Genomic DNA, 17,673 nt, shown 5'->3' with positions numbered 1-17,673 from the left:
CCTCATCGCGACTGAAGTCGTTCCTACGGTCGCTCCTACGGTCGCTCCTACGGTCGCTCCTGCGGACGTCGCTGCGGTCCATGCCGGGATGCCCCGGTCAGAGCAGCCGGTAGCGCTTGAGCAGGCGCGCCAGCGATCGGCTGTCGCGCGCGCTGTCGGCATGCAGGCCGGCGGCGCGTGCGCCGCGCACGTTGACGAACAGGTCGTCGACGAACAGGGTCTGCGCCGCATCCGCGCCCAGCCGTTCCAGCGCAAGCCGGTAGGCCGCCGGATCGGGCTTGCGCGTGCCCAGCGTGCCGCTGCACAGGATGCGGCCCCGTAGCGCCGGGGCGGCGGGCACCGCCAGCTGGTTGACGATCGCTTCCATCAACGCGCCGTTGTTGGTCAGCACGGCGACGTCCGTGCCTTGCGAAACCGCCTGCAGCAGGGACAGGGCACGCGGTTCGGGGCGTGTGGCCGCCAGCCGCGCCGCGCTCCAGGTGGCGGCGTCGACGGTGCCCGACAGGCGTTCGCCCAGTTCGGCCAGGTAGCCGGCGGTGTCGACCTGGCCGCTGTCGTAGCGGGTCTCCAGCCCCGAGCCGAACAGCGCCGCTTCGACCGATGCGTAGCGCCGGTCCAGCGCCGCGGCCAGGTGCAGCACGCGCGCGTGCCGCGAGTAGCGCGCGAGCACGCCGTCGAAATCGAACAGCACCAGGCGCAGCGGCGGGGCGATGAAGGGCATGCGGCGATTGTGCCCGCTCGCGGCTGGCGTCGTCCCGGTCGTTCAGCTTCCTGGCTACGGCGGCGCGGCGACGGGTAGTGCGCGCATCGATGCGGCGGCCCGCCGGCGTGCCGACGCGGCGAGGCTTTCGCCGACCCACGCGGCGTCCGCTCCTGTCCGCCCCTACCCGTCGATCGATGACCTACCCGCCGTGCCCGGTCTGCGCCGGGGCCTGTCTGGGTATGTTCGAAACGCCGAGGCGATCGAGCCTGCGGTCCTGCCGCCAGCGGCATCCGGACCCCGGCATCCCGATTCGAACAGCTTTCCAGGAGGTCGACAGCAATGGGCAAACGCATCAAGGCAGCGCGTCTGGCGGATTCGGTTTCGACCGTGCTCAAGGGGGTTCGCAGTTCGGGCAGGGTGCCGCTGGCCTCGCTGCTGGTGGTCGCCGGCATCCAGGCGACCCCGGCATTCGCGCAGAGCAGCGGCACGTCCGACGCCAGGACGCTGGACGCGATCAGCGTCATCGGCACCGGCTCCACGCGCACCACCGCGGCGGTGACCGCCGACGAGATCGAGGCGCAGGTGCCCGGCGTGGCGCCGCAGCAGCTGCTGGCCACGCTCCCGGGCGTGAACGTGCAGACCACCGATCCGTTCGGCCTGTACGAATTCGGCGACTCGATGCGCGTACGCGGGTTCTCCTCCAACCAGATCGGCGTGACCCTGGACGGCATCCCGATCGAGACCGCCGATACCCGCGAGGGCGGCCCGATCTCGCGCTACATCTCGTCCGAGAACCTGCTCGATGCCAGCGTCTCGGCCGGTTCCGGCGACGTGACCCAGCCCTCCTACCATGCGCTCGGCGGTGCCATCCGCTACACCAGCATCGGCCCCAGGGGCGGCGACACCTGGAGCGGCAAGGCCAGCCAGACCTTCGGTTCGGACGACCTGGTACGCACCTTCGTGCGCCTGGACACGCCGGAGTGGTGGGCCGGCGGCCCGGTCGCCTACGTGTCGGCCTCGCGCACCCGCGGCGGCGTCTGGGACCTGGAACCGGCCACCCAGAAGAGCGACCACTTCGAGACCAAGATCCGCCAGGACTTCGAGAAGGGCCACCTGACCCTGGGCTGGATCTGGAACAACCGCAAGGACTACGACGTCCAGAGCTACAACTCCGACGGCTCGCTGGCCTGGGACATCCACGAGCGCCTGACCGGCGACCCGGAGACCGATGCCGAGCACTACACCGAGTGGCAGAACGGCCGCCGCGATTCGCTGCTGAGCCTGGGCGGCGACTTCATGTTCACCGACAGCGTCGGCCTGAAGTTCACCGGCTACTACGAGAACAAGCACGGCTACGGCATCGGCGGCACGCCGCCGAGCACCGCCACCGGCCTTTACGAGGACGCGATGGCCGGCACGCCGGGGCGCACCGACATCTATATCCGCGATCCGCAGCTCTACCAGGTCGACAGCGATGGCAACTACGTGCTCGACGCCGACGGTAACCGGATCGTCACCCATGTCGGCTCGATGACCCGCCGCGAGGAGATCATGTCCGGCGACCGCAAGGGCGTGACCGCGGCGCTGTCGTGGGAAACCGACAGCAACAAGCTCGAGGTCGGCGGCTGGTACGAGACCTACGACTTCGACCAGGTGCGGCCGCTGTACAACCTCACCGACACCGGCGACCTCGACAAGTCGGTGCCGTACATCGTCAACTACTACGACAACCACTTCAGCACCGACGTCACCCAGCTCTACGTCAAGGACACCCTGCGCCTGCTCGACGACCGCCTGACCCTGGAGTTCGGCGCCAAGGGCCTGAGCGTGGACCGCAAGTACCACGGCATCGCCAACCTGGACGACTTCAACAGCAACACCACCCGCAATACCGCCAAGAAGGACAAGGACTGGTTCCAGCCGCAGGTCGGCGCCAGCTTCACCCTGGCCGAGGGCACCGAGGTGTTCGCCAACTATGCGGAGAACTTCAGCGCCGCCCCGCGCCTGGCGCTGACCGCCGGCTACTTCAACCCTGACATCAAGCCGGAGGAATCCAAGAACATCGATGTCGGCATCCGTACCGAGCAGGGCAACTGGAGCGGCTACGTCGCGCTGTACCACATCGACTACCAGAACCGCATCATCGCCCTGACCGATCCGGACCCGCTGGTGATCGCCAGCGAGATCTACCAGAACGTGGGCGACATCAAGACCGACGGCGCGGAGATCTCCGGGATGTGGCGCCCGGCCGAGGGCTGGCGCCTGGGCGCCTCGCTGAGCTACAACAAGTCCGAGTTCAAGGACAACTACTACGGCTACCGCGACGACGGCAGCGGCATCCAGGACGTGCTGCGCCCCTCCAAGGGCAACGAGGTGCCGGACTCGCCCAAGATCATGCTCAGCTTCAACGGCGGCTGGGAAGGCGAGCACTTCTTCGCCAACTGGGATGCCAAGTACACCGGCAAGCGCTACGGCGACACCATGAACACCGACCGCGTGGACGCCACCTTCATCGCCAACGGCAGCGTCGGCTACAAGGGCGGCCGCGATGGCTTCCTCGGCGGCGGCCGGGTGATGCTGTCGGTCTACAACCTGTTCGACAAGGACGATGCGATCGGCGCGGTGTTCCCCAACGAGGACTATGGCTCCTACAACCTGGTCGCGCCGCGGCAGGTCTTCGCCAGCCTTTCCTACGATTTCTGATCGTTGCAGGCACGCGCCGCAACGGGCGGTGACAACACGGGGCCAGGGACGGCCGCAAGCCATAGAGGTCTGAATGCAACACCACCGTGGTTCGATGACGCGCCGCCAGCTGCTGGCCAGGATCGGCCTGACCGCCGGCGGCGCGATGATGTACCAGGCCATGAGCAGCCTGGGCATGGCCGCAGAGTCCGACTGGAAGGGACCTGCGAAGCTGGAGGGAAATCCCGGCGGCGCCTCGGTACTGATCCTGGGCGCCGGCCTGGCCGGCATGACCGCCGCCTACGAGATGCGCAAGGCCGGCTACAAGGTCAAGGTGCTCGAGTTCAACAGCCGCCCCGGCGGGCGCAACTGGACGCTGCATGGCGGCGACAGCTATACCGAGCTGGGCGGGGCGACCCAGCACTGCGGCTTCGACCAGGGCCTGTACCTCAACCCCGGGCCTTGGCGGATCCCGCACCACCACCGCGCAGTGCTGTCCTACTGCAAGCAGTTCGGGGTGGCGCTGGAATCGTTCGTGCAGGTCAACTACAACGCGCTGCTGCACAGCCAGAAGGGCTTCGGCGGCAAGCCGCAGCGCTTCCGCGACATCGATGCCGACTACAAGGGCCATGTCGCCGAGCTGCTTGCCAAGAGCACCCGGCAACGCGCGCTGGACCAGCTGGTCAGCAAGGAGGACCAGGAGATCCTGCTCGAGTCGTTGCGCAACTGGGGCGCGCTGGACCACGACTTCGGCTACGTGAAGGGCAGGGAGAGCAGCGAGCGCCGCGGCTTCGCCAAGTATCCCGGCGGTGGCGTGTCCGGCGCGCCGGAGTTCTCCGAGCCGTTCACCACCTCCGACATCCTGCGCTCGCGGCTGTGGACCGCGCTGGCGGCCGGCAACAACTACGAGATGCAGACCACCATGTTCCAGCCGGTCGGCGGCATGGACCAGATCGGCAAGGCGTTCGCGCGCCAGCTCGAAGGCGTGATCGAGTACCAGGCCAAGGTCACCCGCATCGACCAGGACGACGCCGGGGTCAGCGTCAGCTACCAGGCCGGCGGCGGCGAGCACGTGGCCAAGGCCGACTGGTGCATCTGCACCATCCCGCTGTCGGTGCTCAGCCGCATCCCGATCACCGTCGGCGACGCGATGAACGAGGCCATCGGCAAGCTGCCGTACGCGGCGTCGGTGAAGATGGGGCTGCAGTTCAAGCGCCGCTTCTGGGAAGAGGACGAGGCGATCTACGGCGGCATCAGCTACACCGACCTGCCGATCACCCTGATCAGCTATCCCAGCACCGGCTACCACAGCCCCGGCAAGGGCGTGCTGCTGGGCGGCTACGTGTGGGGCCTGGAGGCCTACGAGTTCACCTCGATGTCGCCGGCCGAGCGCGTGCGCAAGGCGGTGGAGTACGGTGCGCAGCTGCATCCGCAGTATCCGCGCGAGTTCGACAACGGCATCGCCGTGGGCTGGCACCGGGTGCCGTTCACGCATGGCTGCTTCGGCCAGTGGAACGAGGAGCTGCGCTCGCAGTACTACTCCACCCTGTGCCAGATCGATGGCCGCATCGCGCTGGCCGGCGAGCATATCTCCTACATCCCGGCCTGGCAGGAGGGCGCGATCCTCTCCGCGCTGGATGTCGCCGGGCGCCTGCATCACAAGGTGATGGCCACGGGAGGCAGGGCATGAAGCGCAGTCACGCGACCTGGCTGGGCATGGCCGTGCTGGCGGCGGTGGGCGGGCTGATGCTGCCGCCGGCACTGCCGCCGGCGCAGGCGCAAAGCTCCGACGCCACCCCGCTGTTCCCGCAGGCGGCCTTCGCCGAGGTCTCCGGCGAGACGGTGTACGCGGCGATCTGCCAGGGCTGCCACATGCCCGGCGGCGAGGGCGCGCTGGGAGCCGGCGAGTATCCGGCGCTGGCCGGCAACCCCAAGCTGGCGGCATCGCCGTACGTGGCGATGATGGTGCTCGACGGCCGCGGCGGCATGCCCGGCTTCTCGCACATGCTCAACGACCAGCAGGTGGCCGAGGTGGTGCAGTACGTGCGCACCCACTTCGGCAACGATTACCCTGACCGCATCAGCAGCCAGGACGTCCAGGCGCTCAGGCGCTGAAGGCCCGCGCGATTCCCCCATCCTCCAAGGAGCCAACCATGAACCCCAAGACCCCCCTGCGCGCCGCCGCGATGCTCGCCTTGGCGCTGCCGGCCATGGCCGCTGCCGCCGACGTCGTGCGCCACGGCATTCCCGGCAGCGATTTCCCCATCGCCGCCGCGGTCGAGGTGCCGGCCGGCAAGACCACCGTCTACGTCAGCGGCAAGGTGCCGGGCGTGACCAACCCCGACGCGCCCAAGGGCTCGCTGGAGGCCTACGGCGACACCAAGGCGCAGACCGTCAACGTACTCAACCAGATCAAGGAACAGCTGGAGACGCTCGGGCTGGGCATGAAGGACGTGGTGAAGATGCAGGTGTTCCTGGTCGGCGGCCCGGAGACCGACGGCAAGATGGACTTCGCCGGCTTCATGGAAGGCTATCGCCAGTTCTTCGGCAAGGAGGCCAACCAGCCCAACCTGCCGGCGCGCTCGGCGTTCCAGATCGCCGCGCTGGGCAACCCGAACTACCGCGTCGAGATCGAAGTCGTCGCCGTCCGTCCCTGATCGCGCCGGCGGCGCCGGCACCGATCCGATCCGCCTGCATCACCGAGAACCCCGGAGTCCGTCATGAAATCCTCGCTTTCCCGTCGTTCCTTCCTGCGCGACTCGGTGCTGGCCGCCGGCGCCGCCGGCATCGGCATGCCGGCGCTGGCGCTGGCCGATGCCGCGCCGACGGCCGCCGGCGAGGTGCCGCGGGTGCAGATCGGCGCCAACGAGTACCCCGACGGGCCTTCGCCCGCCGCGCTCAAGGCCATCGTCGAGATCGCCCCGCAGGGCGGGCGCTACCTGTTCGAGTCGCAGCTCGAACTGCTCGGCGAACTGTCCCGGCAGCTCGGCGTGGGCATGGACCACCTGATGCCGTACGCCGGCTCGACCGAGCCGCTGGACTACGCGATGCTCGCCTTCACCTCGCCGCAGAAGCCACTGGTGACGGCCGACCCCACCTTCGAATCCGGCTGGCGCGCGGCCGAGCGCAATGGCGCCCGCGTGGTCAAGGTGCCGCTGCGCAAGGACTGGTCGCACGACGTCCAGGCGATGTGCGCGGCGGAGGCGGGGGCCGGCGTGATCTACATCTGCAACCCCAACAATCCCACCGGCTCGGCGACCTCGCGCAAGGACATCGAGTACGCGCTGGCGCACAAGCCGGCCGGTAGCGTGCTGGTGGTCGACGAGGCCTACATCCATTTCTCCGACAGCGTCGTCAGCGCCGTGGACATGGTGGCCGCCGGCGAGGACGTGGTCGTGCTGCGCACGTTCTCCAAGCTCTACGGCATGGCCGGCATCCGCCTGGGCTACGCGGTGGCGCGCCCGGACCTGCTGGACAGGCTCAAGTACTACAGCATCAACAGCCTTCCCGTCACCGCGGTCGCCGCGGGGCTGGCGAGCCTGCGCGATCCGCAGCTGGTACCGGCCAGGCGCGCACGCAACACCCGCCTGCGCGAGGACGTCGTCGCCTGGCTCGCTGCGCGCGGCTATGCGTGCAGCGCCTCGGAGAGCAACTGCTTCATGCTCGACGTGAAGCGGCCGGCGCAGGACTTCATCGACGCCATGGCCACCCACGGGGTGATGGTCGGGCGCAGCTGGCCGGGCTTCCCGACCCAGTCGCGCATCACCATCGGCACCCCGGCCGACATGGCGCGCTTCAAGGAAGCGTTCGCGCTGGTGGAGGCTGGCAAGCAGGGGCCGCTGCCGGTGCCGAAGCGGCAGCGCCTGGCCGAGCGCTACGTGCAGCAGACCGGCGTCCAGTTGTCTTGATCCATCCCTTCGCCGCCGCGCGCGCGGCGAAGTAGCATGGGTACGCGGCCGTGTCCGCGCATCCCGGGTTTCCCGCCACTAAGTTCCAGGAGTCCGTCCGTGAAGTTGTCTTCCGTCTTGCTGGTCGCGTGTTTCGTGTTGCTCGCTCCCTCCGCCTGGGCCCGTACCTGCGCGGTCACGATCGACGGCAACGACCAGATGAAATTCGACAAGTCCGAGATCAAGGTCGCCGCCGACTGCACCGAGGTCAGCCTGACCCTCAAGCACACCGGCAAGATGGCGGCCAACGTGATGGGGCACAACTGGGTGCTGACCAAGACCGCCGACGTCGCCGCGGTGGCCAACGCCGGCATGCGCTCCACGCTGGCCGACAGCTACCTGCCCAAGGGCGATGCGCGGGTGCTGGTCTTCACCAAGACGATCGGCGGCGGCGAGTCCACCACCATCAAGTTCCCGACCAGCAAGCTCGCCAAGGGCGGCGACTACACCTTCTTCTGCTCGTTCCCGGGCCACTGGGCGATGATGAAGGGCAAGTTCGTCTTTGGTTGAGGGCAGGGATTCGGGATTCGGGATTGGCAAGAGCCTCTCCGAATCCCGAATCCCCAATCCCGTCTAGAACCGCACCAGTCCGCGTTGCATGGCCATCGCCAGGGCCGCATCGCGGTTGCCTGCGTCGAGCTTGCGGTACAGGTTCTTCAGGTGGAACTTGACCGTGTTTTCCGACAGGTTGAGCTGGCGCGCGATGTGCTTGTTCGACGAGCCCCTGGCCAGTTCCGCCAGCACCTCCAGTTCGCGGCCGCTGAACAGTTCGCTGGCGGCCTCGTCCTCGTGGTGCAGCTTGTCCAGCAGGGTCTGGATGGTCAGCGCACGGGTGGTGCCGGTGCCGATCTCGCTGTCGTGCTGCCGCGCCAGCCGCAGCATCGCCTTGGCCGGCATGCCCAGTTCGATCACCACCAGCCATGCACGGGTATGGGCGATGTAGTCCAGGGCATGGCGCAGGTAGGGCAGGGCGTCGTCGATCTGCCCGCGCTGCTGCAGCACCAGGGCGATGCGCGCCTGGGTGCGTGCCAGGTGGTGGCGGTTGCCGGCGAGGTCGCAGCGCTCCTCGATGGCGTGCAGCAGCGCCAATGCGGCATGGCTGCGCCCGGACACGCCGTGCCAGTGCGCCAGCGCGAACCCCAGCGCCGCGAGCTGGCGCCAGTTCTGTGGGCGCGCGAGCGCATGGTTGAAGGCGGCCTCGCCGCCGGCGCTGGCCACCAGCAGCTCGACGCCGAGGCCGGCCTGCTGGGTCAGCACGGTTTCCAGGCGCCAGGCGCAGGCCAGGTCGGCCAGGCGCGAGAGCCGGCGCCGGCGTGCCAGCTCGTCGATGCCGTCGAGCAGCGCCAGCGCGTTGCGGCCGCTGCGGTCGCGCTGCTGCGCCAGTGCCAGCGCGGTCTCGTAGCCGGCGGCGAAGATGTCCAGCCAGCCATCGTGCTGTTCGATGAAGGCCAGCGCCGGCTCCAGCAGGTCGGCCGCCTCGTGGTAGCGGCCGTGCTCGCACTGCAGGCGGGCGAGCAGGCAGCGGCACACCGCCTGCAGCACCGGGTCGGTGCCGTCGTGGCGCTCGGCCAGCGCCTGCGCCTTGAGGTAGACGGCCTCGGCCTCGTCCAGGCGGCCGCGGTAGAAGAAGCTCTGGCCCAGGTGGGTCAGCGCATAGGTGGCGCCGACTTCGCTGCCGGCCTGGCGCATCATGCGTTCGCCGTCGCCGGCGAACTGCTCGGCCTGGGCGAACTGGCCGCGTCCCAGCGCCGAGGTCGCGGCGATGCACAGCAGGGTGCCGCGGCCGAGGAAGTCCTCCTCGTCCAGCGCGCTCGCCTGGGAGGCGATCTGGACGATGCCCTGCGGGTTGGCGCAGATCTCGTCGAGCAGGTCGCGCAGCAGCGCGATCACCACCGTGTAGTCGCGCTCGAACGGCGCGCGCACTTCGGCGGGGAAGTCGCGGAAGCGTTCCAGCAGGGTCTGGGCATGGCTGAACTCGCCCAGCTTCATGTGCAGGTAGGCCTGGGTGAGGTTCAGCGCCGGGGTATCGCGGATGCAGGCGTTGCCGAACTGCCGCAGCAGCGCGCGTACCTCGGCCGGGCCGTGCTCGAGCAACAGCTGCCAGCTGCCGGCGCGGGCGATGTAGTCGGCCGCGCGTGGCGCATCGCCGGCCTGCAGGGCATGGCGGACCGATTCCAGCAGCCGCCCCTGGACGGAGAACCATTGCGCGGCGCGCAGGTGCATCGCCGCCGGCAGTCCCGGTTCGCTGCGTTCGAGCTGCAGCCGCAGGTACTCGGCGAACAGCGGGTGGTAGCGGAACCAGTCGTGCTCGCTGTCGAGTGGCACGAGCAGGCCGTGGAAGTGGTCCAGCCGCGCCAGCAGTGCGCCGCTGTCGTCGCGCTGGCGCACCGCGTCGGCCAGCGAGGCGTTGAAGGTGTCCAGCAGCGAGGTCTGCAACAGGAACTCGCGCAGCGGCGGGTCGAGGTCGTTGACCACCTGTTCGGCCAGGTAGGCGGCGATGCCGGCCGAGCGTCCGGAGAAGTTCGCCACTTCGTCGCGCCGCTGCGCGTTGCCGTCCATCCACAGCGCGGCCAGGTGCAGCGCCACCGGCCAGCCCTCGGTGCGCTGGCGCAGCTGCTGCGCGGCCTGCGCCGGCAGGTCGGGACCGAGCAGGGCGCCGGTTTCCTCGTCGTCCAGCGCCAGGTCCTGTGCCAGCAGGTGTTCCAGGTTGCCGTGGACGGCCAGGCGCGACAGCGGCAGCGAGGGCCGGCGGCGGGTCGCCAGCAGCAGGTGCAGGCGCGTGCCGGCATGTTCGATCAGGCGCCCCAGCAATTCGTCGATGGCGTGGCCGCGCACGCGGTCGTAGTCGTCGAGGATCACCACCAGCCGCCGCGGCGCGGTGCGGATGGTGGCGACCAGCGCAGCGAGCGCCAGCGACAGGTCCGCGTTCTGCCAGCGCTGCATCAGCGCCTGCATGGCGGGTGCGGGCTCGGCGCCGGCCTGGCCCAGCGCCTGCCCCAGGTAGGCGACGAAGCGGCCCGGGTCGCTGTCGTCCTCGTCCAGCGACAGCCAGCCGGTGCCGACATCGATGCGCTGGCGCAGGCGCTGGTGCCATTGCGCCAGCAGCGTGGTCTTGCCGAATCCCGGTGGCGCCAGCATGACCGTCAACGGCAGTTCTACCGCGCGGTCGAGCCGGTCCAGCAGCGCGTTGCGTGCGATGGCGGTGATGCGCTGGGGCGGCGGCTCCAGCTTGCTGCCGAGCATCCACTCGGCGGGCAGCCCGTCGCGCTGGGGCGCGGAGGGGCGGGGGGTGAGCAACGCGACGGGCTTGAGCATGGGGGCGGGCACGATCACGGTTGGTCCGATGCGGATGAAAACACCGGGAGGGCGAACGGGTGGCCTGCAGCGGATATCCGCACATGGGGCGGATCGTCGATGCTGGCCATCATCGGGTCCCCACCCTTCGCCCCTCCCTTGACGCTTGGGATTGAACTTATGACAGGAGTGTGTCGGAAGTAAAGGCTTCGTTAAGTTTCAGATGTTCCCATTTGCCGTGATGTGGCCGTGCCTTGCCACGGTGTGGCTGCCCGCTCAGGCAGACGCGGTTTCGCGCAGGGCCTGGCGTGCCGCCTCCACCGTCCGCTCCACGACCTCGGCGGTGTGCGCGCTGGAGACGAAGCCGGCCTCGTAGGCCGACGGCGCCAGGAACACCCCGCGTTCCAGCATCGCGTGGAAGAAGCGATTGAAGGCGGGCACGTCGCAGGACGTGGCCTGGGCGTAGGTCTCCACCTTCTGGTCGGTGAAGAACAGGCCGAACATGCCGCCGACCTGGTTGGTGGTCAGCGGTACGCCCGCCTCGCGGGCCGCTTCCTCCAGGCCGCGGCACAGCGTGGCGGCGGTTTCCGACAGGCGCTGGTGGAAGCCCGGGGCCTGCACCAGTTCCAGCATCGCCAGGCCGGCGGCCATCGCCACCGGGTTGCCGCTCAGGGTGCCGGCCTGGTAGATCGGGCCGGCCGGGGAGATCTGCTGCATAAGCTCGCGGCGGCCGCCATAGGCGCCGACCGGCATGCCGCCGCCGATGATCTTGCCGAAGGTGGTCAGGTCCGGGGTCACGCCGTAGTGGGCCTGGGCGCCGCCCAGCGCCACGCGGAAGCCGGTCATCACCTCGTCCAGCACCAGCAGCGCGCCGTGCCGGGTGCACAGTGCGCGCAGGTGCTGCAGGTAGCCCTCGCGCGGCGGGATGCAGTTGGCGTTGCCGACCACCGGTTCCACGATCACGCAGGCGATCTCGCCGCCGATCCGCTCGAACAGCGCGGTGGCGGCCTCGAAATCGTTGTAGCTGAGGGTGGAGGTCAGCTCGCCCAGCGCCGCCGGCACCCCCGGCGAGGTCGGTACGCCCAGGGTCAGCATGCCGCTGCCGGCCTTGACCAGGAACGAGTCGCCGTGGCCGTGGTAGCAGCCCTCGAACTTGACGATGCGGCTGCGGCCGGTGGCCCCGCGCGCCAGCCGGATCGCCGACAGCGTGGCCTCGGTACCGGAATTGACCATGCGCACCATCTCGCACGAGGGCACCAGCCGGGCGATCGTCTCGGCCATGGTCACCTCGGCCGGGCAGGGCGCGCCGAACGAAAGCCCGTCGCGCACGGCCTTCTCCACCGCCTCGCGCACGGCCGGATGGTTGTGGCCGGCGATCATCGGCCCCCAGGAGCCGACGTAGTCGATGTAGCGGTTGCCGTCGACGTCGTACAGGTAGGGGCCGTCGGCACGCTGGACGAAGAACGGCTCGCCGCCGACCGACTTGAATGCGCGCACCGGCGAGTTCACGCCGCCGGGGATCAGCGGCTGTGCCTGGGCGAAGAGGTCGTGGGAGCGGGAGTGGTTCATTGCTGGGATCCTTGCAGGAGCGGGAGGCACGGGCCGGCAGGTGGCCCGCGCCTATTGTCGTGACTGGGGCCTGCCGGCGCCATGCCGGACAGGCTGCGTCGTGTCTGCAGGCGCTCTGGCCGGGCACGCGCAACCAGGGGGGCTCTCGCCGCTGCCGGCCCGGGTGCGGTTTTAGGCCTTGCTCGGCCCCCATGCGGCCCCGGTGAAATGCGCTGCAGCCGGGACAGGTCGCTGCCACGCGCATACCGCCGACCTACCCGCCGATGCCGCACCTACCCGCCGATGTCCGTGCGGTGGCGGAACTTTCCTGCCTAGCATCGGGCACGCCATCTCGCGCGTCGGCCTCATGAGGTGATGGCGCAAGATCATTTGGCACCGGGACCTTGGCTGTCCGAGGGTCGGGTTGTTTCAGCAGTGCATTGCCGCCGGGCCTTGCCCGCCGGAATTTTCCTCTTGGGAGAGAGCAAAGAAGATGAAGCGGATTCTGCACAGGAATGCCCTGGCCCTTGCGCTCGTGCTGGCGGCCGGGAGCAGCTACGCCCAGTCCACCACCGGCAGCATTTTCGGAACGGTGGCCGGCGCAAGCAACTCGGAGACGGTGCTGCTGGAGAACAACAGCGGCTTCAGTCGCGAGGTGCCGGTGGACGCGCGCGGCCGCTACTCGGCCGGCAACCTGCCGCTGGGAACCTACACCGTCACGGTCAAGCGCGACGGCGCGGTGGTGGACACGCGCGAGAACGTCACCCTCACCGTCGGTGCCGGTACCGACGTGTCCTTTGCAGCCGCCGGCTCCGGTGCCGGCGTGCAGACGCTGGACGGGGTCAGCGTCACCGCCACCAGCCTGCAGTCCATCGACGTGAGCAGCGTGGACACCCGTACCGTCATCACCTCCGAGCAGCTGCAGCAGCTGCCGCTGGGGCGCAGCGCCGAGGCCATCGCGCTGCTGGCACCGGGCGTGGTCGTCAACAGCGGCGGCTACGACAACGGTCCGCTGGGCGGCTCGCTGCCCAGCTTCGGCGGCTCGGCGGCCTCCGAGAATGCCTACTACCTCAATGGCTTCAACACCACCAACTCGGCCACCAGCCTCGGCGGCCTGACCCTGCCCTACGGCGCGATCGACCAGCAGGAGATATTCACCGGCGGCTACGGCGCGCAGTTCGGTCGTTCCAACGGCGGCGTGATCAACCAGATCGGCAAGCGCGGCACCAACGAGTGGAAGTTCGGTGCGTCGGTGATCTGGGAGCCGAACAGCCTCAAGGCCAAGCAGAAGGACATCTACTGGCGTCCGGACAGCCAGACCGCGACTTTCCCTGCCGGACAAGAGCCCGGGGCATACACGTACGCCAAGGCGGCCAACGGCCTGTACCAGCCGCTGAGCGAGGCGGAAGCCAACCAGACGACCTATAGCGCCTACGTTGGTGGCCCCATTGTGCAGGATCGGTTGTTCTTCTTTCTGGCTGCGGAGAAGGTGGATTCCGATGGGGTCCGGATCGTCCCCAATCGCGACGCGGGCAGCGGCGGCCTGACCGACTACGACTACGACCAGAAGCGCTGGTACGCCAAGCTGGACTGGTACATCACCGACAACCACCTGCTGGAATTGACCGGTGCCAGCGACGAGGCCGAGACCAGCGGTAGGGTCTACCGATACGACTACCTCAACCGTGTGCGCGGCGAGTACGACACTGACGAATCCAAGTCGAAGATTGGTCCGACGCTGTATACGGGCAAGTACACCGGCTACTTCGGTGACAACCTCACCCTGACCGCGCTGTGGGGCCGGATGACCACGCCGGACGAAGTGATCCTGTCCAATTACGATCCGGCCAACGGGCCGGTGATCGGCGACTTCCGGCTGCAGAACCCGGCGTACACCGGCGGCACGCCGATTGAGGGCAGGCAGCCGTCCACCAACGGCTCGCTCACCTCGCCCGATCGCGAGTACAGGAAGGACAACCTGCGCCTGAACCTGGAATGGCGCCTGGGCGAGCATACCCTCAGCTTCGGCGTGGACAACCAGAAGGCCCAGGGCAACGAGTTGGGTTCCTACAGCTCAGGCCCCGGCTATTCGTGGACCTATGGCCGGACTGACGATCCTTATGGTGTGAAGAGCGGCGGCCTGATCACCACCGCGGCGAACGCCAACGGCGGCCGCGGCGCGCCCAGCCCGGCGTTGGTGGACCCGGTCTACGGTGCCAGCGGCTATTACGTGACCCAGAACGTCAGCAACTCGCTGTACTCGAACCGCGCCGAGCAGGAGGCCTACTACATCGAGGACAAGTGGCAGGTGACCGACAACCTGCTGCTCAGCCTGGGCCTGCGTGGCGACAAGTTCGCCAACTACCGACCCAATTCCAGTGAGGCCTTCGTCGATACCGACACATTGTGGGCGCCACGCGTGGGCTTCAGCTGGGACGTGTTCGGCGACTCCTCGTTCAAGGTGTTCGGCAACGTCGGCCGCTACTACCTGGGCTTGCCGAGCAACTCGTTCGCCGGCTTGTTCTCCGGCGGTTCCGCCATCAGCACCACCACCTACTACACCTACAGCGGGGTGAACCCCGACGGCACGCCGATCATCGCCAGCCAGCTGGGCTACCCGGTGTCGGCCAATTCCCAGTTCGGCGTGGACGGCAAGGCGATCGAGACCAGCTCGGCCAAGGATCTCAAGGGCGAGAACCAGGACGAGATCATCCTCGGCTTCACCAAAGTGCTGGGCGACAGTGGCTGGGTGGGCGGCGTCCGCGCCACGCACCGCCGCCTGAACGTCGGCATAGACGATGTCAACGTGGATCTGGGCAATACCGGCCTGGTGAACGCCGCCATCGCCGCCGGTCTTCCCTCGCAGGAACTGCAGGGCGAACTCTGGTACTGGGATCCGGACAGGACCTATGGCTCGGCGGCGGTCAACCCGGGCGAAACCAATATCTACCGCGTGGTCGGCTGGGATGGCCAGGTGCATGAGCTCTCGGTGAGCCGCCAGCAGCAGGGCTTCCCGAAGTTCAAGCGCAACTACTCGGCGCTCGAGTTCAACCTGGAGCGTCCGTTCGACGGCAAGTGGTACGCCAAGGCGAACTACGTGTGGTCGCACAGCTACGGCACCACCGAGGGCCAACTGCGCTCGGACCTGTGGCGCACCGGCGGCGCGCTGGGCAGCTACCAGGGCCAGGCGGCGGTATCGACCACGCAGAGCTGGGACCACGCGGCATTGATGGAGTACTTCAACGGCGACCAGTCCAACGACCATCGCCACCAGCTCAAGCTGTACGGCTACTACCAGTTGACACCGGAGTGGGGCGTCTCCGGCAACGCCAGTGTGATTTCCGGCGCGCCGCGCAACTGCCTGGGCAACTACGTGGATCCGACCGACCCGAAAAATACCGATCCGGCCGGCTACGGCGGCAGCGCGATCACCGGCGGCCCGTACCACTTCTGCCAGGGCGAGCCTTCGCCCCCGGGGTCGCGTGGCCGCCTGAGCTGGGTCAGCCAGTTCGACCTGGGCGTGACCTACAAGCCCGGTTTCGCCGACGGCAAGCTGGCCTTCAACCTCAACGTGTTCAACATCACCAACGAACAGGCGGCGACCAATATCTATCCGTTCTCGCAGCTGCCCACCGGCACCGTCAACCCGTTGTGGAACCAGGCCATGGCCTACCAGACGCCGCGCTACGCCCGCCTGAGCGTCAGCTACGACTTCTGAGTTCCTGCCGGCATGCCATCCCCTCTCCGTGGCATGCCGGCTCCTTCCATCGATCGCCGCACTCGACCGCGCCGTCGCACGCCGCAGCATCCCGGGCGGCGGCTGCGGTCGGCGGGCAAGTCATGCAGGAACACCATGTCGAAAAAGATCCTTGCGGCCCTGCTGCTGTCGCTGGCCACTGCTCCCGCTCTGGCCGCCGATGCGCAGACCCGAGCGCGTGCGCTGCACGAGCGCTTCCCGGTGCTGGACACGCACCTGGATACTCCGGCCAACCTGGCCCGGCCCGGCTGGAACATCCTCGACCACCACCATTACGACGAGGACGGCACCCAGGTCGATTACCCGCGCATGGTCGAGGGCGGGCTGGACGGCGGCTTCTGGGTGATCTATACCGCGCAGGGGCCGCGCACCGCGCTGGGCAACCGCCAGGCGCGCGATTTCGGCCTGCAGCGCCTGGCGCAGATCCGCGAGATGGTGGCCGCCAATCCCGACAAGTTCGAGCTGGCGACCACGCCGGAGGATGCGGCGCGGATCAAGGCCGCCGGCAAGCGCTCGGTCTACATCAGCATCGAGAACGCCTATCCGCTCAGCGCCGATCCCAGCCTGCTGACCGCTTACTACCGGCTCGGCGTGCGCATGCTGGGGCTGGTGCACACCTCCAACAACGACTTCGCCGATTCGTCCACCGATCCCAAGGGGCCCGAGTGGAACGGCCTCAGTCCCAAGGGCAGGGAACTGGTGGCGCAGGCCAACCGCCTGGGCATCGTGCTCGACCAGTCGCACGCCTCCGATGCGGTGTTCGACCAGCTGATCGAGCTGTCCAGGGCGCCTATCATCCTCTCGCACACCGCATCGCACGACCTCAATGCGCATCCGCGCAATCTCGACGACGCGCGCATCCGCAAGCTGGCGGCCAAGGGCGGGGTGATCCAGGTGAACTCGCTGTCCGGCTATCTCATCCCGACCAACCGCAGCCCCGAGTACAGCGCCGAGCTGCGCGCGCTGTTCGCCGGCTACGGCGGCCGCCAGGGGCTCAAGCCCGAGCAGTACAAGGAAGTGATGGCCAAGCGCCGTGCGCTGGATGCCAAGTACGGCATCAGGCAGGCGACCTTCGACGACTACATGAAGCACATCCTGCACATCCTCGACGTGGCCGGTCCCGATCATGTCGGGCTGGGCGCGGACTGGGACGGCGGTGGCGGCGTGGCCGGGCTGGAGGACGTCTCGCAGCTGCCGCGCATCACCGAGGCGCTGCTCCAGGCCGGCTACAGCGAGCAGCAGATCGCCAACATCTGGGGCGGCAACCTGCTGCGTCTGCTCAAGCAGGTGCAGGACCTGGCCGATCCGGCCGCGCTCGCCGAGCTCTAGAAACTGTCCACGATCTCCTAGGGGGTGCGGCCTTGCATGCCGTTGCTGCGCGTCAGCTGCCGATCGGCATGCGCAGTCGGGATCGTGGACAGGCCGACAGGAGGTGTTGCCGGCCCTGCCGGGGAGGGTGGCGGATGGCTTCGGCGCGGCAGCACCGTTGTTGCGCGCAAGAGTGGGGAGACACCCTTTTGGAGGCGGCGTCGTGCCGTCAGCACCGGCGCCAGGTGACGTGCGCCGCCGCCTGTGGCATGAAGCAGTTTTTCCGATGGCGCCGCGCACGCGGCAGGAAGCAGGATGGCGATGAAGACAGGCGGGTCGTGTCCGGGTGCCGGTGACGCCAAGACGGAGGCATGGGCGAGAGCCAGCGATGACAGTCCGCGATCGCCGTCGCCGGGCCGGGCGCCGCGGCTCTC

11 protein-coding genes are annotated in these 17,673 nt (G+C 68.6%); 8 read left to right on the top strand and 3 right to left on the bottom strand.

What is annotated here, in order from left to right:
- Window positions 1-97: 97 nt before the first annotated feature.
- Window positions 98-712: an HAD family phosphatase gene (locus LRX76_RS04380; protein WP_231802656.1), complete on the bottom strand. Its 615-nt coding sequence runs from the start codon at window positions 710-712 to the stop codon at window positions 98-100.
- Window positions 713-1,054: 342 nt separating this feature from the next.
- On the opposite strand from LRX76_RS04380, the gene LRX76_RS04375 reads away from it, so the two are divergent.
- The 6 genes from LRX76_RS04375 (at window position 1,055) to azu (ending at window position 7,842) form a co-directional block, all read left to right on the top strand.
- A complete protein-coding gene (locus tag LRX76_RS04375) occupies window positions 1,055-3,406 on the top strand; it encodes a TonB-dependent receptor (RefSeq protein ID WP_231802654.1) in 2,352 nt (783 codons plus the stop codon).
- A gap of 73 nt (window positions 3,407-3,479) precedes the next feature.
- Window positions 3,480-5,075 (top strand): flavin monoamine oxidase family protein, encoded by a 1,596-nt coding sequence (locus LRX76_RS04370; RefSeq protein WP_231802447.1) that lies wholly within the window; start codon window positions 3,480-3,482, stop codon window positions 5,073-5,075.
- The gene (locus tag LRX76_RS04365; RefSeq protein ID WP_231802445.1) at window positions 5,072-5,500 is read left to right on the top strand and encodes a cytochrome c; all 429 of its coding nucleotides are present in this window, start codon (window positions 5,072-5,074) and stop codon (window positions 5,498-5,500) included. Before LRX76_RS04370 ends, LRX76_RS04365 begins: the two co-directional genes overlap by 4 nt.
- Before the next feature lie 38 nt (window positions 5,501-5,538).
- Window positions 5,539-6,042, top strand: a complete 504-nt coding sequence (locus LRX76_RS04360; protein WP_231802443.1) for a RidA family protein — start codon at window positions 5,539-5,541, stop codon at window positions 6,040-6,042.
- Between the two features lie 63 nt (window positions 6,043-6,105).
- Entirely contained in the window at window positions 6,106-7,293 is a 1,188-nt protein-coding gene (locus LRX76_RS04355) for a pyridoxal phosphate-dependent aminotransferase (protein ID WP_231802441.1), read from the top strand.
- Window positions 7,294-7,329: 36 nt separating this feature from the next.
- Window positions 7,330-7,842: an azurin gene (gene azu / locus LRX76_RS04350; RefSeq protein ID WP_331716750.1), complete on the top strand. Its 513-nt coding sequence runs from the start codon at window positions 7,330-7,332 to the stop codon at window positions 7,840-7,842.
- 63 nt (window positions 7,843-7,905) lie between these two features.
- Here the strand turns inward: azu and LRX76_RS04345 are convergent, their stop codons facing one another.
- Together LRX76_RS04345 and hemL are read right to left on the bottom strand one after the other, a co-directional pair.
- Entirely contained in the window at window positions 7,906-10,647 is a 2,742-nt protein-coding gene (locus tag LRX76_RS04345; protein WP_231802439.1) for a LuxR C-terminal-related transcriptional regulator, read from the bottom strand.
- Window positions 10,648-10,902: 255 nt separating this feature from the next.
- Window positions 10,903-12,195 (bottom strand): glutamate-1-semialdehyde 2,1-aminomutase, encoded by a 1,293-nt coding sequence (gene hemL, locus LRX76_RS04340; RefSeq protein WP_231802437.1) that lies wholly within the window; start codon window positions 12,193-12,195, stop codon window positions 10,903-10,905.
- Window positions 12,196-12,667: 472 nt separating this feature from the next.
- Here hemL and LRX76_RS04335 point away from each other — a divergent pair, with 472 nt between their 5' ends.
- Both LRX76_RS04335 and LRX76_RS04330 read left to right on the top strand, forming a co-directional pair.
- Window positions 12,668-15,892 (top strand): TonB-dependent receptor, encoded by a 3,225-nt coding sequence (locus LRX76_RS04335; RefSeq protein ID WP_231802435.1) that lies wholly within the window; start codon window positions 12,668-12,670, stop codon window positions 15,890-15,892.
- 135 nt (window positions 15,893-16,027) lie between these two features.
- Entirely contained in the window at window positions 16,028-17,260 is a 1,233-nt protein-coding gene (locus LRX76_RS04330; protein ID WP_231802433.1) for a dipeptidase, read from the top strand.
- Window positions 17,261-17,673 lie beyond the last annotated feature (413 nt).

Origin of the sequence: Stenotrophomonas sp. MMGLT7 (genome assembly GCF_021168555.1) — a bacterium.
Lineage (GTDB): Bacteria > Pseudomonadota > Gammaproteobacteria > Xanthomonadales > Xanthomonadaceae > MMGLT7.
The sequence above is the reverse complement of the archived record's forward strand: the minus strand, read 5'-3'. Positions and strand labels throughout refer to the sequence as shown.

What these genes read in the sequence shown, in the direction of transcription:
- LRX76_RS04345 (WP_231802439.1), bottom strand. Translation starts at nt 10,647, where the DNA reads ATGCTCAAGCCCGTCGCGTTGCTCACCCCCCGCCCCTCCGCGCCCCAG.
- LRX76_RS04360 (WP_231802443.1), top strand. Translation starts at nt 5,539, where the DNA reads ATGAACCCCAAGACCCCCCTGCGCGCCGCCGCGATGCTCGCCTTGGCG.
- LRX76_RS04330 (WP_231802433.1), top strand. Translation starts at nt 16,028, where the DNA reads ATGTCGAAAAAGATCCTTGCGGCCCTGCTGCTGTCGCTGGCCACTGCT.
- azu (WP_331716750.1), top strand. Translation starts at nt 7,330, where the DNA reads ATGGGTACGCGGCCGTGTCCGCGCATCCCGGGTTTCCCGCCACTAAGT.
- hemL (WP_231802437.1), bottom strand. Translation starts at nt 12,195, where the DNA reads ATGAACCACTCCCGCTCCCACGACCTCTTCGCCCAGGCACAGCCGCTG.
- LRX76_RS04365 (WP_231802445.1), top strand. Translation starts at nt 5,072, where the DNA reads ATGAAGCGCAGTCACGCGACCTGGCTGGGCATGGCCGTGCTGGCGGCG.
- LRX76_RS04335 (WP_231802435.1), top strand. Translation starts at nt 12,668, where the DNA reads ATGAAGCGGATTCTGCACAGGAATGCCCTGGCCCTTGCGCTCGTGCTG.
- LRX76_RS04370 (WP_231802447.1), top strand. Translation starts at nt 3,480, where the DNA reads ATGCAACACCACCGTGGTTCGATGACGCGCCGCCAGCTGCTGGCCAGG.
- LRX76_RS04355 (WP_231802441.1), top strand. Translation starts at nt 6,106, where the DNA reads ATGAAATCCTCGCTTTCCCGTCGTTCCTTCCTGCGCGACTCGGTGCTG.